A 19,389-nucleotide genomic window follows, 5' to 3' on the forward strand; every position below is an offset into this window, starting at 1 on the left:
GGGTGGCAGGCGGTGCTTCCCATATCGCGATGTCCAGCACATCGCCCTGCCCGATCACCGAACCGATCGGCCTACCTTCGCCCAGATCCTCGGAGAAGGAGGATGTATGGGTTTTCGCGATAATATTGCGCACCACCGCATCTGTGACATCTATGACGTTGATATTGGCATCACCGACCAGATGATCCTGCTCCGCCTTGTTGATGCTGCGCGCGGACGGACCGGAAGAAGACATGATGGCGCAGCCTGAAAGCGCCATCGCTAGGCATGCCGTTCCCACCATTCGGACTGACATAAGTGATTTTTCCATCGAGGTTCAGCCAGATCCAAATATACAAACAAGCAGGTTCGTGGGCGAAAGGTGCTGACCTATGGCTGAACCAAAGAAGCGGATCAAGGACGCAGGAGATAATTTGCCATTGCCCGTATAAAGGCCGGCAATGGTCCAGAACCCTCAGTCCTTGGCGGCCTGCCAGCCAGCACTGTTCAAATCGCGCCACAAGGTGAGACTTTTTCAGTAGCCTGCTGGACGATGAGGGCCAAGGCGGCTAGGGGCGGGCGCTGCCCATATCCCACGCGGATGCTGGCTTGTATCAGGGTCGATTACGTTTATGGATACCGCTCACGCCGAAACGGAAGCTGGCGTTGAACGTCCGCAGGAAAATCAGAAAAGCGTGCCACATATTATGCAGATGCCGGAAAAAATCACGGGCAGATTTAAGAAGGTCGGCCCGCTATTCCTGTTTACGGTCATTATTCCAACCCTGCTGGCCACTATATATTTCGGCTTCATTGCTTCGGATGTCTATATTTCCGAATCCCGCTTCACTGTGCGAAGCCCCGAAAAATCGACACCGACCGGATTGGGGGCGCTGTTCAAAAGTTCGGGCTTCGCCAATTCGGGGGATGAGGTTTACGCGGCTCAGGATTATGTCCAGTCCCGCGACGCCCTGCAGGCGCTTAACCGGAAAAACGCCTTTACACACGCCTATTCCGATCCATCGATATCCGCTTTCGATCGCTTTTCCGGCTTTGGCATAGGATCGACTTTCGAGGATCTGTACAAATATTATAAAAAGAAGGTCGACGTAAAGTACGAGACTTCCTCCTCCATCGTCACCCTTACCGTTCGCGCTTTCAAGCCGCAGGATGCAAGCCGGTTCAACGAACAACTGCTGGAAATGGCCGAGGCTACGGTCAACACGCTGAACGAACGCGGGCGGCAGGATCTGATCCGTTTTGCCCAAAGGGAAGTCGATGACGCCAAAGCCAAGTCGCAAAGCGCGGCGCTGGCCTTGTCGACCTATCGCAATGCAGTAGGGATCGTGGACCCTGAAAAGCAGGCGACCGTCCAGATCCAGATGATTTCAAAGCTTCAGGACGAACTGATCGCCACGCGGACGCAATTGACGGAAACACGTACCGTTTCCCCCCAGAACCCCCAGATCGAGGTTCTGGTGGCGCGGGCCAAAAGCCTGAGCGATGAAATTGACAAGCAGCTTGGCCTTGTCGCCGGCAGCAGCAAGTCACTGTCGTCACGCGCCGCCCAATATCAGCGCGTGCTGCTCGAAAACCAGTTCGCCGACAAGCAACTGGCGAGCGCCATGGCATCCTTGGATGATGCGCGGAACGAAGCGAACCGCAAACAGGCCTATGTCGAGCGTATCGTGCAGCCCAATGCCCCCGACGAACCATTGGAGCCAAGGCGTTGGCGCGGCATTTTTTCGACCCTCATCCTGGGCTTGGCCGCATGGGCCATCATCAGTATGCTGGTCGCGGGCATGCTGGAACACCGGGACTAGTGACCATGACGGCCTTTTCCCAACTCGCCACGATCCGCCGCAGCGCAACGATCCAAGGCCGGGTGATCTATGCGCTCCTTATGCGGGAGATACTCACCCGCTATGGCCGACACAATATCGGCTTTCTCTGGCTGTTTGTCGAACCCATGCTGTTCACGACCGGGGTTACGATTTTGTGGACAGTATCCAATGCGAGCCATGGATCATCGTTACCGATCGTGGCCTTTGCGCTCACAGGCTATTCCAGTGTGCTCCTGTGGCGTAACATGCCTGCCCGCTGCATCGGCGCCATAGGACCCAATCTTGCGCTCATGTATCATCGCAATGTCAAGGCAATCGATGTTTTCCTGGCGCGCCTTCTGCTTGAGGCCGGCGGAGCGACGATCTCGTTCATCACGCTTGGCCTGTTCTACATCTATATCGGTTGGCTAGAGCCACCTGACGATGTTCTTCTGGTAACTGCAGGCTGGCTTTTACTTGCTTGGTTCGGTGCTAGCCTCGCTATGCTGTTGGGAGCTTTAAGTGAAAGGAGCGAACTGGTTGACAGATTCTGGCACCCAGTATCCTACATTACCTTTCCGCTTTCAGGAGCAGCCTTCATGGTTGACGCCTTACCGACTTCAGTACAGAAGTATGCGCTCTACGTTCCAATGGTGAACGGTGTAGAGATCGTGCGCGAGGGCTATTTCGGTAACCAAATCCGGGCTCATTACGACCTTCCCTATCTGTTGATATGGTGCATTGCGCTTACCTTAATTGCGCTGGCGCAAATCAAAGTGGTCAGTCTGAGGATAACACCGGAGTGATCAAGGTCGAACATGTAACCAAAGTTTACCCGACACGGTCGGGAGACCGTGTTGTATTGAATGATATCTCCTTCACGTTAGATCATGGAGAAAAGCTCGGAATTCTTGGGCGTAATGGCGCAGGAAAGTCTACCCTGATCCGTCTTGTTAGTGGAGCAGAGCAGCCGACATCAGGCTACGTAAACAGGAATATGTCTGTTTCTTGGCCGTTGGCCTTTGGTGGCGCTTTCCAAGGCGCATTAACAGGGCTGGACAATGTCCGTTTTATAAGCCGGATATATAAACAGGATTATAAACAAAATATAGATTTCGTAGCCGATTTTACCGAATTAGGCCTGTACCTGAGAGAACCAGTCAGGTCCTATTCACAAGGCATGCGCGCGCGACTCGCCTTTGCCATTTCCATGATTATAGAATTTGACTGTTATCTCATTGACGAAATTAGCGCCGTTGGCGATGCGCGGTTTCACGAAAGATGTGAGATAGAGCTTTTCCAAAAACGTCGTGATCGTGCTATGCTGATCATTTCTCATGACATCGAATATGTTAGAAATCACTGCTCAAAATTTGCTGTTCTTCATGATGGGAAAATGCAATTTTATTCTGATTTCGACCAAGCTCATGCCCGCCACATGCATAATTTGCATGCACAATAGAAATTACTATCCGATCGGTTAATCTCTGATCTTAGCTGCAGCAGGCGAAAGATTTAATACATTCGCCTGCACCTCGATTCGCATAGCATGGGCTTTTTATTACAATGTCGGGCCGCATTATATGCGCTTTTCATAGTCCTATATCACTATATTACTGCCCTTCAAGCATCCATGCAAGCGTGTCTCGTAAAGTGTAGACTGAGCATTGACCCGACATCGCCTCGATCTTGCTGCGATCACCCCAGAGCATCTTTACTTCATTCTTACGAACAAAGGCTGGATTAACGGTCACCTCAAAATCATGCCCCGATATATCTTTGATCATCTCGATCACGTCTCGCAATGAATGTGCTTCGCCCGAACAGATATTAAAGATTTCTCCCACGGCACTAGGCTCGGACAGAAGGGTAGCGTAGGCCAACACAACGTCCCTTACATCCGAGAAGTCGCGGGCAACATCCAGATTACCAAGTTCAATCCGGTCGGCCTTGCGTCGAACATGATCGATGATTTTGGGAATGACGAAATCGATGGATTGACCTACCCCGGTATAATTGAATGGGCGCGCGATAATGATCGGCAGTCGTTCCCGATAGAGATTCGCAACAAATTCCATCGCAATCTTGCTTACAGCATAGTCATTGACCGGATCCGGCACGACAGTCTCGTCAATCGCACCACTGACGCGATTGCCATAGATATTGGCGCTGCTAGCAAGAAGTACGGCTTTAGCCCCACCTACGGCGCTGACCGCCTCCAACAAGTTACGAGTGCCGACGATGTTTGTTCGGTAGATATCCTCGACTACCCCATGAGAAACAAAGGCGATCGCGGCCAGATGCGCAACCTTATCGGGCCGGAGTTCCGCGACGACGTCCTTCAGCCCTTGAGCATCGGTTAGGTCACACACATGTGATGCCGCCAATCCATCGACCGGATTAGTTATCAGACTGTGCGAAAGTCCAATAATTTCATCGCCTTGGTTCGCCAGTAATGCTGCCAGATAGCGTCCGGTGAAGCCGTCCACGCCCGTAATCAAAATTTTGCTCATAGACATCTCACCGTAGCCATGCTGGCATATCGACCTAATGACACAAGCGTCGCCAGGTCCTCACGCAATCAATATAATCCTGAAATCTTCCTCTAGGAGATCAGAAGGAGGCATTTACGCTGTTCCTGACAAGGTCAGCATCAACCATCATCTTGCAGAGCTGTTCCAGGTTGGTTTCCGGCTTCCAGCCGAGCTTCTTCATGGCCTTTTCGGGATTGCCGATCAAAAGATCGACCTCAGCGGGACGATAGAAGCGGGGATTGACGCGCATAACGGTCTTGCCGGTAGCGGCGTCGACCGCGATTTCATTCTCTTCCTTACCAGAAAATTCGACATCGATCTCGGCAGCTTTGAATGCCATCTGCACAAAATCACGGACGGTTTCTGTGCGATTTGTCGCCAGAACATAGGTGTCAGGCTCATCGGCCTGAAGCATCCGCCACATGCCCTCGACATATTCCTTGGCGAAACCCCAATCCCGCTTGGGATCGAGATTGCCCAGTTCCAGGCAATCGAGCTTTCCCAGCTTCACCTTTGCGACGCTGTCTGTGATTTTCCGAGTTACGAACTCCCGGCCACGCAGCGGACTTTCGTGATTGAACAATATGCCGCTACAGCCGAAAATATCGTAACTTTCGCGGTAGTTGACAGTAATCCAGTGCGCGTACAGCTTTGCAACACCATAGGGACTTCGCGGATAAAAGGGCGTATCTTCAACCTGCGGAACGGCCTGGACCTTACCGAACATCTCGGAGGTGCTCGCTTGGTAGAAACGGATCTTGGGATCCACGATCCTAATCGCCTCAAGAAGATTGAGCGGACCGATGCCAGTGATCTCCGCGGTCGTGACAGGCTGGTCGAATGAGACGCCGACAAAACTTTGTGCTGCCAGATTATAGACTTCGCTCGCACCGGTCGTCTGCAAAAGGCGAATACTGGATGACAAGTCGGTTAAATCATATTCTACCAGAGACAGATTTGGATGATTCGCAATACCAAGTTCTTCAATTCTCCAAAAATTTACAGAACTTGTACGGCGGTAAGTTCCATAAACTTTATACCCCTTGCCCAAAAGAAGCTCAGCAAGATACGCTCCATCTTGTCCAGATATACCGGTAACTATTGCTGTCTTCATCATATTCCTCTTAAATTACAAAACTATGCGTAAATACTATAACAATGGCACAAGACATTATTGCTGCCGCTCATTGCAAACGACTTGAGACAGATATTGAGCTCCCATTCACTCACCTGCCTCTTAATGCCCATTGCGCTGAAAATCCCATCCCAGACGCTTTTCCTGCACCAATCCCTGAATCATACCTTCCAAAGTGCCGGCAACACGGTTCCAGTCATGTGCGCTCAGCCATTCGTGCATCGCAGCCTGGACCGTCCGCCGCTTTTCAGGACTTCGGAGCAAGGAGCCGATCACCTCGGCCAGTTCTTCCGGCTCATTGCTGTCCGCCCAGGCGGCTGCCTCACCAAGTTCCGCGAAGATTTTGACCCGTGTCGCCACCAGCGGCACCATGCTCGCCAGCGACACGCGGACGGCGCCACTGGCAGAATCCGAACTCTCGCCATAGGGCAAAGTAACGATGTCACATCCGACCAGCAGGTCGTTGACCCGTTCGATCGGCATGAACTCCTGATACCATTCGATCGCATCATATAGGCCGAGCGATTGCGCCAGCATCTTGCACTCGGTAATATATGCTTCATGCCCTTCCCCGGGGAACTGGGCGTTGACAAGGCGCAGCTTAAGATTGGGCCATTCCTGACGTAACAAGGCCGCGGCTCGGATCAGTTTGTCTATGCCCTTGTGGCGGAAGAAAAAGCCGTGACAACCGATGATTGGCGCATCCTGCGGCCCAAAACGTTTTGGCCACGGTGCTTGGTCTCTGGCAAATGCCCCATGAGGCAGCAAACCGACATTGTGCTTCAGGCCCATCGACAGAAGGAAATTCATGTCGGCGACATTGTGTACAAGTACCCGGCTGACCTTCCCCAGCCCTTCGAGCAGGAGCATTATTTCATCGGACCCGGCAAGCACGATGTTGCCGGGATTGTGCAAGATGATCACCGTCACCTTGTCAGCCAAACGATCATCTAACGCCATACGGCCAAGTTGATCCCAGGAAATCAGCCCATCCTGATGCTGGATGACCACGGCTTCCGCATCAATTTCGCCAACTGCATCCAGGATAGGATCAATTTTCGGTACATTTTCAACAGGCCAAGCCGGTCTATGACGGGCCTGAGAAACAAACCTCGGCGCAGTCCGATGATCGCATATTACCGTCAATTCGCGCTGCGTGGCCGACGAAAAATGGTCGATCAAATATTGGGAATATTGCGCAATACCGCATTGAACGCCCCAAGTGCTGATCCAAGCGATACGCGCTGTTTCCCGATTTGAGGCATAAAGAAGATCCTCGACCATCGCGGTGTAGCGATGCAGCCAAGCTGTCTTGTCGCTTTCCTTTGCAGCCGCCGCAATTGCGCGCTGCCGCCGTTCCTCGATGACAGCCGACTGTTCGGGATCGGCTTGCTCCCGCAACGCGGCTGCCAGATCCTCGACATCTGGCTCTACCCAAAGCGAATGATGTCCGCTGACGTGACTTCCGGACCGCGCGAAGCGATAATCCACCAGACGGGCTTCCTGCATGCCGCAAAAGTCGCGCTGCCCGCCATGTCCAGTAACGATCAGCGGCAATCCGGACGCCATCGCCTCCAATGCTGGCAGATTATAGCCCTCCCCTCGAGATGGCAGAACCATCACGTCCGCATCGGCGTAAAATTGTAGCAGCTCCCTTTGCTCAACGTCCCGATTGACGATCTCGACCTTGGCAAGATTGGGGTAGCGCTCCGTCAATTCCGCCAGTTGCTGCTCCACATCATTATGCGGGTTCGGAAAGGTTTTGATGACAAGGCGAACGGGATCGGCGGAGGTGAAGGCCTTCGCCCATGCTTCAAGAAGCACATCGACACCCTTCCGCTTGAAGCAGGAGGACACATGCAGGAAGCGGATTTCTTTACCACGCGAGTGCCTGCCGCTGGCAAGAGCGGCATAAGGCTCAATATCGACAGGCTGCCCGATCGTCGCAACAGGGATCGGCAATCCTGAATCCAAAAGCGCGTTCGTGACCGTCCGCGCAGGCGAAATGATGGCATCGAAGCTCTTTGCAAGGCGCTGGACCGTATGCTCTGGAACCGCGCTTTCTTCCCAGAAGAACAGGGCCATCATCAACCGGTAATCTCCTTCGGGGATCACGACGGGATAGTGATGGCTGATAACGACCTCATTGCCCTGATTTGGGGCCGTTCGTGTCGACAATTCGATCATGAGCGGCTTGTCATCGGCAGGCACGCCCTCGGTATGGCCGATAGGCACCGTCTCAATCGGCAGGAAGCGGGCCTGCCCGGGAAAGCTTGCTTCCAATGTTCTTGCAAGCATGCGGTTGATGATGGCGAGGCTGTAGCTTCCCAGGATATGGCCAGCGACAACATGCCCAAGATCAGCCGCGTTGGTGCCGTCGCGAGCGGGCGCATCGGGCTTTCGCCTTTGCACGCGCCATTCGTCGACCGCTCGCGTAAGCGCCGGGGACATGGCGGTAGAGGCCTCGGCCGCAGTTGAAATATTGGTAAACAGGCCAGGGCAGTCGAGAACGGCGACGGGAATGTCCGCATCCAACAGCGCCTGCACGCGATCGTCGCGCGATGCCAGTTGTCGCAGCGCAGATTCCGTCCTTTCCTGAGGCAATCCTGCCAGAGAACTATGGTTCGATAAATCGGTCTGGTCGATCCATGCCAGGAGTGTCGCGGCAAAGGAGGCCATCAGCGCGTCGCGTTGAAAGGCCAGATTATCAAGCAAAATGTAGCTCAACGCCACGCCGTCGTTACGCGCTGCCCGAAGCAGATCGACGCTGCTGCCGGTGAAAGAATGGAAAAGATCGAAACCGACAATGCGATCACCGATCTGAGGCTCCAGAAGATGATCGTTAAGACAACTGTTCGCAACACCGCACATTCTGGCTGTGAACTTGTTAGCCACAACGAAATTATTGCCGTCACTGAAAACGGCGCGCACTCTGTTCCCGGCTTGTCTGAAAATAACCTGCAGCCAATTCCTGACGATCTGGTCGAGACGATGGCTTGGATTGAATCTCGCGAACGCCGTCAGGTCGATATAAATTTGTGGTTCTCTCGCGCATATTTCGTTGCGTGCAAGCGCGACCGCCACCTTTGCCAGATCGTTGCTGTCGGGCCTTATTCCGCGAACTTCTTCGGGCAGGCGTGCTATGAAGGACTTAAGCGCGCCATCATTCGTGCGCGGCGCCCGTTTCTCCCTGTCGATCAATTGTGCTGCATTGACCGCACCGGGCTTGTTTGCGCCGGTTAAGTCCAGGTCGCAGGCATCGCTCCTGGATGATTTGAGCGCAGCCACCCATTCTCCCAGCGCCGCAGGCGTGAGGTCACTAACCGAATGTCTGCGCCCTGCGGGATAATCGATGCCGATCCTGTTTCTGATATTATCCGACAGAGCGTCATCGACGATCAGGATATCCGCCGTCGACAAAAGGCCGCAATAGACGGAGTCAAGATCGAAGCCGACCCGGAAAACCCCGTCCGTCAGCTTGCTGCTTTTTTTATCGTCTGATGACCGTTCACCATCGCGGCAAAAAACGATCAGAACCGGCTTGTCGGCCATACCGACGCATGCAACGCGGAAATCCTGGATTATCCTGGACACCATGTCGCCATCTGCGGCGATTGCGACAATCATGGCGGGCGCTTCGCTGACGCCTATCTTGTCGCAAAACGTTTTGCGCGCTTCCTCGGACAGCGCGATCGGCATGATTTCGAGACGGGCCGGATGCTCAACCCGTGCGTCTGCTTCCACATAGAAATTAGTGGTGCGTTCCATCAGATCTCTGGTGAGAAGCAGAATCATATCATCGAGTAATAGATCCCCGGCCACAGCCTGTGTCAGGCCACTAAAACCGTGCGATTCAAACAGGGCCAGTTCGGCGCCATCAAAAAGCTTACGCCCGCTCAACATTTTGTCATCTGGCCGGGAAAGGCGCTCGACCAGCAGCAGGCTGCCCTTCTGGCGATGCATGAGCTGACGGAAATCTGCGCCAGCCATATAGTCCGCACTATAAAGGATATGGTGGAAACGATCCGTGTGGGTTTCAAACCAGCTGATATCCTTAATGGCGCAATTTGCGCGCAACCATTGGCTCGTGGGGGTGCTACCATCGCTAATGATAGTGAGATCAAACCTGTCGGCCAGCGCGGCTGCCAAGGCATTGGTGAGGCCGGCAAGACGATGTTCGGGTGGAACGTCCGGCACCAGCAAGGCCATCGCCATCCGCGATTCTTCGGTTTCCTTATCTTGTCTCTCGATAGCTTCAGCGTGACCGCGCTCTCGTTGCAACATTTCAAGCGCGTCCAGTGCGACCGCCGCTGACTTTTCCCAAGAAAATAGTGCTGCGCGGCGAGGTCCGAATGCCCTCAGTTCTTGTTGAAGCCCTGTGTCGGTTAATATCCGTTCGATCGCCTGACCAATTTCGACGACATTGGCTGGGTCACAGGCCAGATCGGATCGACCAAGCACTTCTGGTATACTGGTACAGAATGACCCAACGACTGGCGTACCGCAGGCCATTGCCTCAAGCAGCGGCAAGCCGAAGCCTTCGCTATAGGATGGAAAGGCAAAAACGCTGCTGCGATGATATAATGTGGGCAGATCAGCATCGGGAATGAAGCCGGGAAACACAACCGTGCCTTCCGCCAAACCCTCATCTCTTGCCAGACCGCTTATATAGCGTTGGGCGAATGCGTCCATCTTGCCTGCAAAGACAAGCTGATGGCCATCTCGCACCTGCTTCGTCATGCTCGCAAACCCTGCGATCAGACCTTCGATATTCTTTCTCGGCTCCAATGGGCTTGCCGTCATTACATAAGGACGTGTTATGCCGTAACGGTTCAGCAGGGCCATCGTTTCAAGCGCATCATCCTGGGGCACCTGAAACATGTCGTCGACCCCGCAATATGCGACAACGACCTTGTTTTCCGGCACACCTATCCTGGCGACGGCCTCATCGGCAACGTAATGTGAAATGGCAAGCAGCAGATCGGCGTGACGCGCGTCGTTCAGCCGGCGAAAATAGGCAGCACGATCATCCTCTCCGCCAAGGTAACGCGGCAGATCTTCCAGAGGGATCAGATCATAGAGTGTGACAGCCGTAAGATAGGGTGCATCCTTTTCAACGGAAACGACGGTATTGTCCCAAAAGCCTTCAAACAGGCTGGGAACGAATACAATATCAGGCGACAGGCTTTCCAGGAAATGCGCGCGCACCATTTCAGCGGCGCGGTTCCGCCACGCATTCAGGGGATCGGCTGCCGTTGCCATGGGAGGCACGGAGTAAATGACAAAAGCGCTGGGCGGAAGCAATCCGTCAAAGGAACGCCGGATCTCGTCGATACCGTCTGGGAAAGACCGATTGAACGCGAGGATATATTCGTGATCACGCCCGGACTTCACCATTGCCCGAACAAAAGACATGGAATGTCGACCAATGCCCCGATGTCGACTGCCATTCTGGCATGGTTGCATGTCTATCACTATGCGCATTAATTAATGCCTGCTCTGAATATGTGTCGCCAAAAGGTTCCAGATGGCTTTCTCACGTTCCCCCAGATAAGGGGGACACGCCATCGCTTGTGCTCCTGTAAGGTCCTGGAACGGTTCTTGCACACTCTGAGCGCTGGCCAGTATCGGATGAGCATCTAGACGATTTGGCGCAAGCCTGAGGACAGTTGCAAAGGCTTCACGAGCCGCGCCATGTTGGTTCTGGGCGGTCAGCACATAGCCCAGATGCAACCATGGATCGGCATAAAGCGGGTCACAGCCTATCGCGCGGCGGTAGGCAAGTTCAGCTTCTGGCTGCCGATTTTGTTCGTTGAGTGTGTGACCAAGCTGGAGATAAGCGTCTGGGTTGCCTGGCTGAATCCGCGTCAGTGCGACATACAGCTTTTCCGCAGATTTCCATTCTTGACGACGCGCGGCTTTCCGCGCCTTCGATCTCAGCCAACCTGCCTGCAACCCTAATGGGCGGTCGGACCGACACTCGTCGGCATGGGCGAGCGCCGCTCTGTTGAGACTTTCCTGAGTTCCGGCCTCCCCTTTTTCAGCGAGGAATATCTCAGCAATGCTCCGATCCGTTGGTTCAAGCAATAACGCCCGTGCCAACGATCCCATGGCCTGATCATGGAGATGCGTGCCGCGACGCACATATCCTAAATGGCGATGCCCGGCCACATAATCGGGTTGTGCGTGGGTTGCATTCAGATAGGCGCGCTCTGCTGCCTCCGGCAACGCCAGATGGCCATAGGCGTGGCCTAGCTGAACCCATAAACGCCCCTCTTTCGGTGTTAATCGCAAAGCCTGGAGGTAGGTCTCCACAGCCACAGCCCAGTCCTGTCTACGGGCTGCGGCACGCGCCCGCTTCGTCGCGTTGCGAGCCAGATAAAAGGTTATTGTGGGAGGCAATTTGGACTTATTGATTTCAAGTAGAGAGTTAGAGGCAGGATCTACCAAATTCATAGCATGGCTCTCTATATATTTCGTTCCAGCACAACCAAGATATGATCAGGACTTTTGCCCCAAACACATCTGACTCTCTCGCAACCCTGGGCTGAATAAGGCCTCAAAGATAGGCAATTAGCGCAATGCACGGGGATTTTGGCAATTGCAATCCTGAGATTTATCGCGCCCCTTTTCAGCTAGATATTGCTTGAGAAAGCCCATCATCCGGTTTGTACATGCTCGGTCGAGCGTGCAAATTTCTATCTCATTATGATTGGGTCCACACGTGCATTGACCAATAAGTAGCTACCAGATAGCTATCCAATAGCTTAAAGGATATCCCATGCCAACCATCGCATTTATCAGTCCCAAGGGGGGCGTTGGCAAGACCACCGCTGCCCTCCTCCTCGCCTCCCAGCTGGCGCGTGGCGCGAAGGTGTGCGTGGTGGACGCCGATCCCAATCATCCGATCGCGGCTTGGGGGAAGGGCGCGCAGTTACCCGAAAACCTCTCAATCGTAGCCGATGTCGATGAGGACAATATTCTCGACCGGATCGAGGAAGCGGCGGCCAGCGCGCCGTTCGTCATCGTCGACCTGGAAGGAACAGCGGCCAAGATCGTTCTGCTGGCGGTCAGCCAGGCCGATCTGGTGGTGATCCCGATGCAGGGGTCGCAGCTTGACGCCGAGCAGGCGAGCCGGGCAATCCGCGTGCTCAAACAGCATGAGAAGATGACGGGCAGGGCAGTGCCCTATGGCGTGCTGCTGACCCGCACCAGCCCGATCATCCGCACGCGCACGATGGGACATATCCAGGGTGGGCTGGTCGATGCCGGCGTGCCGATGTTCGCGGTGCAACTGCATGAGCGCGAAGCCTTTCGCGCCATATTTTCCTTTCGGCAGACGCTGGAACATCTGGACGGGAAGGATGTGTCCAATCTCGACAAGGCGATCGTCAATGCCGAACAGTTTACGGTCGAGGTGATCGAGCGGCTGCGCGAGAAGCGGGGCGCTGCCGTACAAAAGGAGATAGCGCAATGAGCCGGGCCAATCCCTTCGGCGATCTGGACGATTTTGCCCCGCAAGGCGAAACTCGTCCGATCGCACCCGAAGCCATCGACCAGTTGGCGCAGGCCAGTGGCTTCCCAAGCCGCAAGGCCCAGGGCGCGCCAACGGGGGCGGGAGAGTCGGCTGCACCTGTAGCGCGCCGACCCCGGCGCCATGTCACCGGGCGCAATCGCCAGATCAATATCAAGGCGACCGAGGAAACCATTGATACCCTGTACCGCATTGCCGACGAACGCGACCTGCCTCTGGGCGCGATACTGGAACAGGCGCTGGCCGCCTTGGAAAAAGCAGAAAAACCTTGAGCGGAGAGGATGACCTGTGGTCATCGCAGACAGGTTTAAGATAATATATCGATACCATAGGCTATCAGATAGCTATCTAGTAACATAGGATACTGGATAGCTATCTTTCACGCAATCATCCTTTGAAACCGCGTTTTTGCAGCGCTTCATCAAAGCTGTCTGTCAAAGCGTTCCAATCTGCATATCCGTGCTGGCCAACGACACCATGGCTGTTTTTGCGCGCGTCAAAGCCGCTTGCTCCTGTTGGGAGCATTCGCGCCGCGAAGCGGAGCGTTCAGGCCTTGCGATCAGCATAGCAGGGGCAGGTTCGATGACAGCGGGCAGCTATTTCCACAGAGCCTTGGCGGGTTGGCCATTTTGGCCAACTCCATTTTTCTCCTTTATAGAAGACTTAGGGAGCGGTTGCAGATGATTTTGAGACTCACGCTCTTGGCTCTCGATCGCAGCCCCAAGACGGGCGAGAACCTTGGCGAGCGGACCGGTCATTGTCGCATCGACCTGTTCGCGCAGCGTCAGGCGCGTCAGCATTTGGTCGATCTCCTCAATCCGGTCGGCTTCGCGTTGCAGCTGATCGTCGGGCAGGGGGGCAGGGCGCATCCAACGCGGCAGATGATCGCGCACGATCCGGGGCAGGAAAGTGCGATAGACGTTGGAGGTCTGCGCATAGCGGGGGCCCGGGCCATCGCCCTCGACCCGCTTGAAGCGCCGCTGGCGCACGAGAAAGCCGATGCCTTCCAGGATGCGTAGCGCCCGCGCTATCGTCGCGCGGCCCAAACTGGTCGCCTCCGCCAGATAATCATAGCTGGGGAAGACGCGCCCCCGGTTCAGCCGGGCGAGGGTGAGTATCTCCTCGAATACACGGACACTCGCGGCAGTCAGGGTGGTGAGCAGCCGTTCCGCCGGTGTCAGCACGCGGCCGTCGCACCGCGCTTCGCTGCGTAGCTGGCGGCCCGCATCGAGAATCCGTCGCGCCGCGCGCAACAGGCGATCCGTTTCCCCCTTGGCCGGGGCCACGAAAAACACATGCTCGAAGGTGCCTGCCTCGACACTGTCGCGCAGCACCGGTGCACCGGTCGGATGCGGCGCGCCCGATCTGGCCTTATGCTGCGATGATTTCGCGATTTTTACATGGGCCAGCGCGCCGACCAGCGCATCGCCCAGGGCAAAAGTTCCCATTCGTCCCTCCGTGTGAAGGGCCGCCACCAGACAAAAAGAGAGCGTGGCGCGAAGCGCGCATCCTTGAAACGACGTTCTATATGGCGTAGGGAGAAAGAACTTGTGGTTCCCGGTTCGACGTTTGGCGACGTCGCTCCACTATTCCAACGGATGCCCGGCCTTCGTGCCGGGCGTTCTTTTATGCGGCCACAGCCGTCCTTTCCATCCAACTCAGCTGGCCCCGCGCCAGCAGCGCCATATTCGCAGCATATAGTGTGGGGTGGAAGGTCTTACGGTTCGTGCTTTCGAGTAGGAAAGCTGAAAATCGTTCGTGCTTTCGAGTAGGAATTGCCGCTCGATTCGTGCTTTCGAGTAGGAATAGGCCGTTCCAATTCGTGCTTTCGAGTAGGAATTGGGTCCGTCTGCGAATCATAGGAGCGGTATCGAGGCAGATGCCCCCGATCCTGAAGGGGCCACGTCATGCGCGTCAGTCGATCAGGCCGGCACATCCTGATCGTCTATCGCCAGCGACGTGCGCCGGGTGATGATGACCCGGGCCTTGGCCGGTTTGCGCCCCACCTTGCGGGGACCGTCATCGTCGGCCGCCGGGGCATCCTCGATCAACAAGATGTCATAGTCGGGGATCGTGTTGGCGGCGGCGATCTGGCGCATGGCGATACGGAAATTGGACAGGGGGTTCTGAAACCCGATTTGTAATTTCAGCGTCTGCAGGTCCATTTCCAGCGGCTCGTCATCGACGCAGGTCGACCGGGCGACTTCGTAGATCCTCCGCTCAATCGGTCCCAGCTGGAAATAGGTGGAGGCATAGTCGAGCACTTGGCGATCGCGCAAAATGGCGCGAAACAGCCAGTCGCACAGCCGTACTTTGACGGCTTTCAGCCGTTTTTCGCCCTTTCCCGACCGCGCATATTGCAGCCGCGCTTCGGACAGCCAGGAAAAGAAACCGTCCTCGCCTTCGCCCCCGGCCTCGATATTCGTCTTGATCTGCGTGCCCTGCAAACGCTCCAGCGCATCGGCCAGACGCGTATAGGAGCGGGCGCTGTGGTTGGAGCCGGTGACGCTGAACAGGTCGTGCGCGGTGAAGATGAAATCCTGCGACACCTGTTTGCCCGCATCCATCTTCAGCGCCATGAGGCTGGCGATATAGAGGACGATTTCCTTGTCATAGATGGTCGCGACCCCGCGCGCGCTCGGCCGCACCTCGATGGAGACGGTGGGCGTCGCATAGGCCAGCGGCTTCATCCAGGCATTCTTGCTGAGCGCGAAGAAGGGAAAGGCCATCAGCGACCGCTCGCCGCGGATTTCGCCAGTCAGCGGACTGTCGAGCCGGAACAATTCACCTTGCGGAGTGGCCGTCATGGTCATTTCATCCCCGAAAATCACGTCTGCTATTTCTACTCGAAAGCACGAATTATGCACTGTCTTCCTCAATGGCAGGCGACATCCTGCCACTCATGCAGCACACGAATGATGTCGGCCAAGGACCGCTTCCTGAAACTGATCTCGCACGCCTCCCACCAATGGATTCAGATAGCAGCGCTACAGTGAACTCCCCAATCTTCTCCCACTCGCCAGCACCATATCGTTATATAGGCGTTGCCGTGTGGTGAAGGCGTTCAACTCCGGAGTTTGGTCAAGCCCCGCTTGCGCACCACGGACCAAGGAACCAGGCTCGCTTGATGGACCTCGAGCCGATGCCAAGCCCCCGTCCAGCGTAATGATCATGACCGTTCGCAGGAATCACTCACTTCGAACGTACCTTCATTTTGAGGCGAACCGAGGAAAGGGGATTAAGGCGACGGCCCCTCACTTCAAATAATGTTCAATAAAAGTTTGCATGATACGAGACACAGTCTCGCGCCGTACGTGTCGATAATCTGGCAGCCATGCCTTATTAGGATCAGACATAGTCACGATTTCGTATGATGGGAAGTAGTCTACTAATTCATCTTCTTCCTCTATTTTTTGCGCAACCGCTCTCAATGTTGCCTTCGAGAACGTATTTGCTTGAACTATATCCTGACCGGTAAAGGAAACTAACAGAGGTACAGGACTAACTGTTATTATCACTTTTAGGTTTGGATTAAATTTATCTCGTAGGAATTTAATCAAGTACTTTGCTGCCAGAACATTTTCATCATAATCTGTAACGCGGCACTCAAACCTGCTAAGATTGCTTGAAAGTACTTCACTTGGCGTAAAATTCAGATAAGTATCTGCCTTTATGTCATACCAAGTTTCGACCAGACCAAGGGTTAGGACGAATACATCAGCTTGAGATATCCTTTTGTGGATTTCAATAGACGATTTTCGGGCGGCTACTAATTCTTCTCGAGACGGGTAGACACCGTTAGAAGAGTAATCGATCCAACCAAGCGGCGTCTCCCATATCAGATCCTCATCATAAGAGCCGGCATCTGCCAATCGAAAGTCATTAATTACAGAAAAAGTATTATATCTGTTAAAGGTATCCGGTCCTAGTAGCTTTTCCTCAGGAGACCAGCTGAGTACAGTCTTGCCCAGCGAATGAAGCGCGAATTCGATCTCGCGAGCAAAACAGGAACCGCTGGTGAAGACAGCGGCATCAGTGCCCAATGTGAACTTGGGAGTGATATTAGGCGTAAACTCGCGGAAAACTCGTCCCGCAGCCATGTCTCCCCTCGTACTCTCGAACCCTTCAGAGTCAGAATTTTCATCACGGAAAGACCACTGCGCAAACTCACCGATACTCCGCAAATTCCGAACAGCGTGTCGCGCGCTAATTTGACGCATCAACGTTTACCCCTCTTAGCCGAGCCAAAACTTTAAAAGCTCATGGCTTCGCCTATAGCACGAGCTTGAAGGTGAGATAGCCCTTCCTTGTACGGGGTTATAGCGTGGTTGTGGGACCAGACTCCTCAAATTTGGGGGCTACCCTGAGAGCGATCATGGCCACCCAGGGTAAGGAAACCTGCACGTGTTTGGGTTACCTGAGCCGCTTGATCATGGTAGACCAATGGCGCTCGAAAGCATCTTTCTCCTCTGCTTCGCCGCTCACGATAAATTCTAGCTCTGCCAAGACCTGCTGTGTTTCCGCCCATTGCTGTTCCAGCGCACGGTCTGCTCGCTGAACGTCGCATTCCAAGACAGAGCATCTTTCCTGAGCTACCTGTATCGCCGTTTCGACGGATATCCGAGCCTGCTCGCTTTCCATACACCGCAGCTCAAGTACGCCGTATTGCGTTTGGCTTTGTTTCAGTTCCTGCTGCAGTCGCTGGACCTGCTCATTCACCAGCGTCATCTGATCGCTAAGGGATTGATGGCGCGCGCGTTCGTGTTGCAACGCCAACTCCGTCTCCTGTAGGTTCTGCGCCACGGTCGTCGCTTCCCCCTCTGCAGCTTCCAGCTGCGCGCTCAGCGTTGCCGCTCTGCTCACCTCCTGCTGAACGTCCTGTTCCAAGGCAGAGCATCTTTCCTGGACTACCTGCATCGCCGCTTCGATAGACACCCGCGCCTGCTCGCTTTCCATGCATCGACGCTCAAGTGCGCCGTAATGCGTCTGGTTCTGCTCCAACTCCTGCTGTAGTTGCTGAACCTGACCAGTTGCCTGCGACAACTGATCGCTCAAGGATTGACGGTGCGCGTGTTCCTGCTGCAAAGTCAGTTCTGCTGCCTGCAGGCGCGGGACAATACTTTCCAGTTCCCCCGATGCAGCCTTTAGCTGCGCCGTCAATTCCTCCAGTTGCTGGTTCGCGGACGAATGAACCTTCGTGAGCTCCTCGGTAACGGTGTTGAATTGCGTCTCCAGGCGCATTCGAGCAGCGTCCCCTATTTCCAACTGAAGATGCGCTGATCCAGCTATGCGACAATATTGTTCATATCCTTCGCGGAAATCAGCCAGCTCGCTATCAACAACATTGCGCAGCGCATCGTCATTCAAGCCTGCGATACCCTGTGCGAAGAGCGAGCGCACCATGCTAAAAACGCGATCAATATCCCCAATCAATTTTTGGGGCGCTGAAATAATATCGCTGTAATCAAAAAGATCGACCTGTACGGATGTATGATCAAGAATCATCTGTATATCTGCATTCAGATCAGAATTAGATACCCCCTTTGTCAAATCTAATATTATATCGAAGTTATCTTTATATTTAAAATTAAGATAGATATGCAGGCACAAAAATGCAATAAGCAAAGTATCATGATTTTCATTTAATGAATCTTGATTGAAATCATTTTCTGTCAATAAATTATTTATCGTTATTATGAAATTGTCCGCGTCTTTTGCTTGGACCGTTTGAATAATAGTTCTAAAAAAATAAGGATTTAAATTTTGCGCTTGGTTTGAATAAGAGAACCATTGATTAAGCAAACGCCTCTTAATGAGAATATGCGTCCCACCGATGTGGCTTTTAATCATTTTGACGCGCCCGATGCTCCGGGTGCAAGATAATACCGGGATCCGTCCGTTTTGCTGCGCCAAACTCACGAGAGAAGAAAGATAGGCGCCCGTTCGACGCACCCGATCCTCATCATCATTTAAATCCAGAAAAAAATCCGCAAACGACATGCGTTCATCAAAGCCTTTTATGCCTTTGACCTTATCCAACAATGGGCTGAATTCTGAAAAATATGGCGCACCCGCTGGGTGGTGCGAATTCCAAGTGGAAGCAGATTGTAGGATATTCTTGAAATTTATCGTCTGAAGTATTTCGTTGAACACCTCATAGTAACAATAGCATTCAGAATTACTTCTAAATTTTGACCACACCCACGTGCTTCCGGTCCGAAATGAAGAATGCAAGAATATCGGACTTATTTCTCCGCCAATATTTTCAATTATTTTCATTTATTTTCCTGATATTTAATCATCAGAGGTTTTATATAAATTATTATCAAATGATTTATCGTTTAATGAATGATATTATTGCCTTAATAAACATATGCCCTTCAC

Annotated in this window: 13 protein-coding genes and 1 pseudogene; 5 read left to right on the forward strand and 9 right to left on the reverse strand. The window is 53.8% G+C overall.

From position 1 onward, the window contains the following. Positions 1–235 (reverse strand): annotated as a pseudogene (locus WFR25_RS25730) (polysaccharide biosynthesis/export family protein); the annotation flags it as partial. 439 nt (positions 236–674) lie between these two features. Between WFR25_RS25730 and WFR25_RS25735 the strand changes: the two are divergent. Genes WFR25_RS25735 through WFR25_RS25745 form a run of 3 tightly spaced genes read left to right on the forward strand, consistent with a single transcriptional unit; the run spans position 675 to position 3,264 of the window. Beyond that, positions 675–1,802: a KpsE/RkpR family capsule polysaccharide export protein gene (locus WFR25_RS25735; protein ID WP_336975199.1), complete on the forward strand. Its 1,128-nt coding sequence runs from the start codon at positions 675–677 to the stop codon at positions 1,800–1,802. A gap of 5 nt (positions 1,803–1,807) precedes the next feature. Then, positions 1,808–2,608, forward strand: coding sequence for an ABC transporter permease (locus WFR25_RS25740; RefSeq protein ID WP_336975200.1), 801 nt, complete (start codon positions 1,808–1,810; stop codon positions 2,606–2,608). After that, a complete protein-coding gene (locus tag WFR25_RS25745; protein ID WP_336975202.1) occupies positions 2,605–3,264 on the forward strand; it encodes an ABC transporter ATP-binding protein in 660 nt (219 codons plus the stop codon). Before WFR25_RS25740 ends, WFR25_RS25745 begins: the two co-directional genes overlap by 4 nt. 151 nt (positions 3,265–3,415) lie before the next feature. On the opposite strand, the gene WFR25_RS25750 is transcribed toward WFR25_RS25745, so the two are convergent. The 4 genes from WFR25_RS25750 to WFR25_RS25765 all read right to left on the reverse strand — a co-directional run bounded on the left by WFR25_RS25750 (position 3,416) and on the right by WFR25_RS25765 (position 11,927). Then, positions 3,416–4,315 carry a GDP-mannose 4,6-dehydratase gene (locus WFR25_RS25750; protein ID WP_336975204.1) on the reverse strand — a complete coding sequence of 300 codons (900 nt, stop codon included), beginning with the start codon at positions 4,313–4,315 and terminating at the stop codon, positions 3,416–3,418. 100 nt (positions 4,316–4,415) lie between these two features. Next, positions 4,416–5,450 (reverse strand): GDP-mannose 4,6-dehydratase, encoded by a 1,035-nt coding sequence (gene gmd / locus WFR25_RS25755; RefSeq protein WP_336975244.1) that lies wholly within the window; start codon positions 5,448–5,450, stop codon positions 4,416–4,418. A 123-nt stretch (positions 5,451–5,573) separates the two neighbouring features. Next, positions 5,574–10,955 carry a glycosyltransferase gene (locus WFR25_RS25760; RefSeq protein WP_336975205.1) on the reverse strand — a complete coding sequence of 1,794 codons (5,382 nt, stop codon included), beginning with the start codon at positions 10,953–10,955 and terminating at the stop codon, positions 5,574–5,576. Positions 10,956–10,958: 3 nt separating this feature from the next. Beyond that, positions 10,959–11,927, reverse strand: coding sequence for a tetratricopeptide repeat protein (locus WFR25_RS25765; protein WP_336975207.1), 969 nt, complete (start codon positions 11,925–11,927; stop codon positions 10,959–10,961). Positions 11,928–12,252: 325 nt separating this feature from the next. On the opposite strand from WFR25_RS25765, the gene WFR25_RS25770 reads away from it, so the two are divergent. Continuing rightward, positions 12,253–12,948, forward strand: coding sequence for a ParA family protein (locus WFR25_RS25770; RefSeq protein ID WP_336975209.1), 696 nt, complete (start codon positions 12,253–12,255; stop codon positions 12,946–12,948). Next, complete coding sequence (locus WFR25_RS25775) at positions 12,945–13,277, forward strand: hypothetical protein (protein ID WP_336975211.1); 333 nt, start codon at positions 12,945–12,947, stop codon at positions 13,275–13,277. Before WFR25_RS25770 ends, WFR25_RS25775 begins: the two co-directional genes overlap by 4 nt. A gap of 324 nt (positions 13,278–13,601) precedes the next feature. Here WFR25_RS25775 and WFR25_RS25780 read toward each other — a convergent pair whose 3' ends face one another. The 4 genes from WFR25_RS25780 to WFR25_RS25795 form a co-directional block, all read right to left on the reverse strand. Beyond that, the gene (locus WFR25_RS25780; protein WP_336975212.1) at positions 13,602–14,453 is read right to left on the reverse strand and encodes a helix-turn-helix domain-containing protein; all 852 of its coding nucleotides are present in this window, start codon (positions 14,451–14,453) and stop codon (positions 13,602–13,604) included. Between the two features lie 474 nt (positions 14,454–14,927). Beyond that, positions 14,928–15,818, reverse strand: a complete 891-nt coding sequence (locus WFR25_RS25785; RefSeq protein ID WP_336975214.1) for a replication initiator protein A — start codon at positions 15,816–15,818, stop codon at positions 14,928–14,930. Between the two features lie 441 nt (positions 15,819–16,259). Beyond that, positions 16,260–17,225, reverse strand: a complete 966-nt coding sequence (locus tag WFR25_RS25790; RefSeq protein WP_336975215.1) for a GSCFA domain-containing protein — start codon at positions 17,223–17,225, stop codon at positions 16,260–16,262. 193 nt (positions 17,226–17,418) lie between these two features. Next, a complete protein-coding gene (locus WFR25_RS25795) occupies positions 17,419–19,284 on the reverse strand; it encodes a coiled-coil domain-containing protein (RefSeq protein WP_336975216.1) in 1,866 nt (621 codons plus the stop codon). Positions 19,285–19,389 lie beyond the last annotated feature (105 nt).

The sequence above is a fragment of the Sphingobium aromaticiconvertens genome (assembly GCF_037154075.1).
In the GTDB taxonomy this organism is placed as follows: Bacteria; Pseudomonadota; Alphaproteobacteria; order Sphingomonadales; family Sphingomonadaceae; genus Sphingobium; species Sphingobium aromaticiconvertens.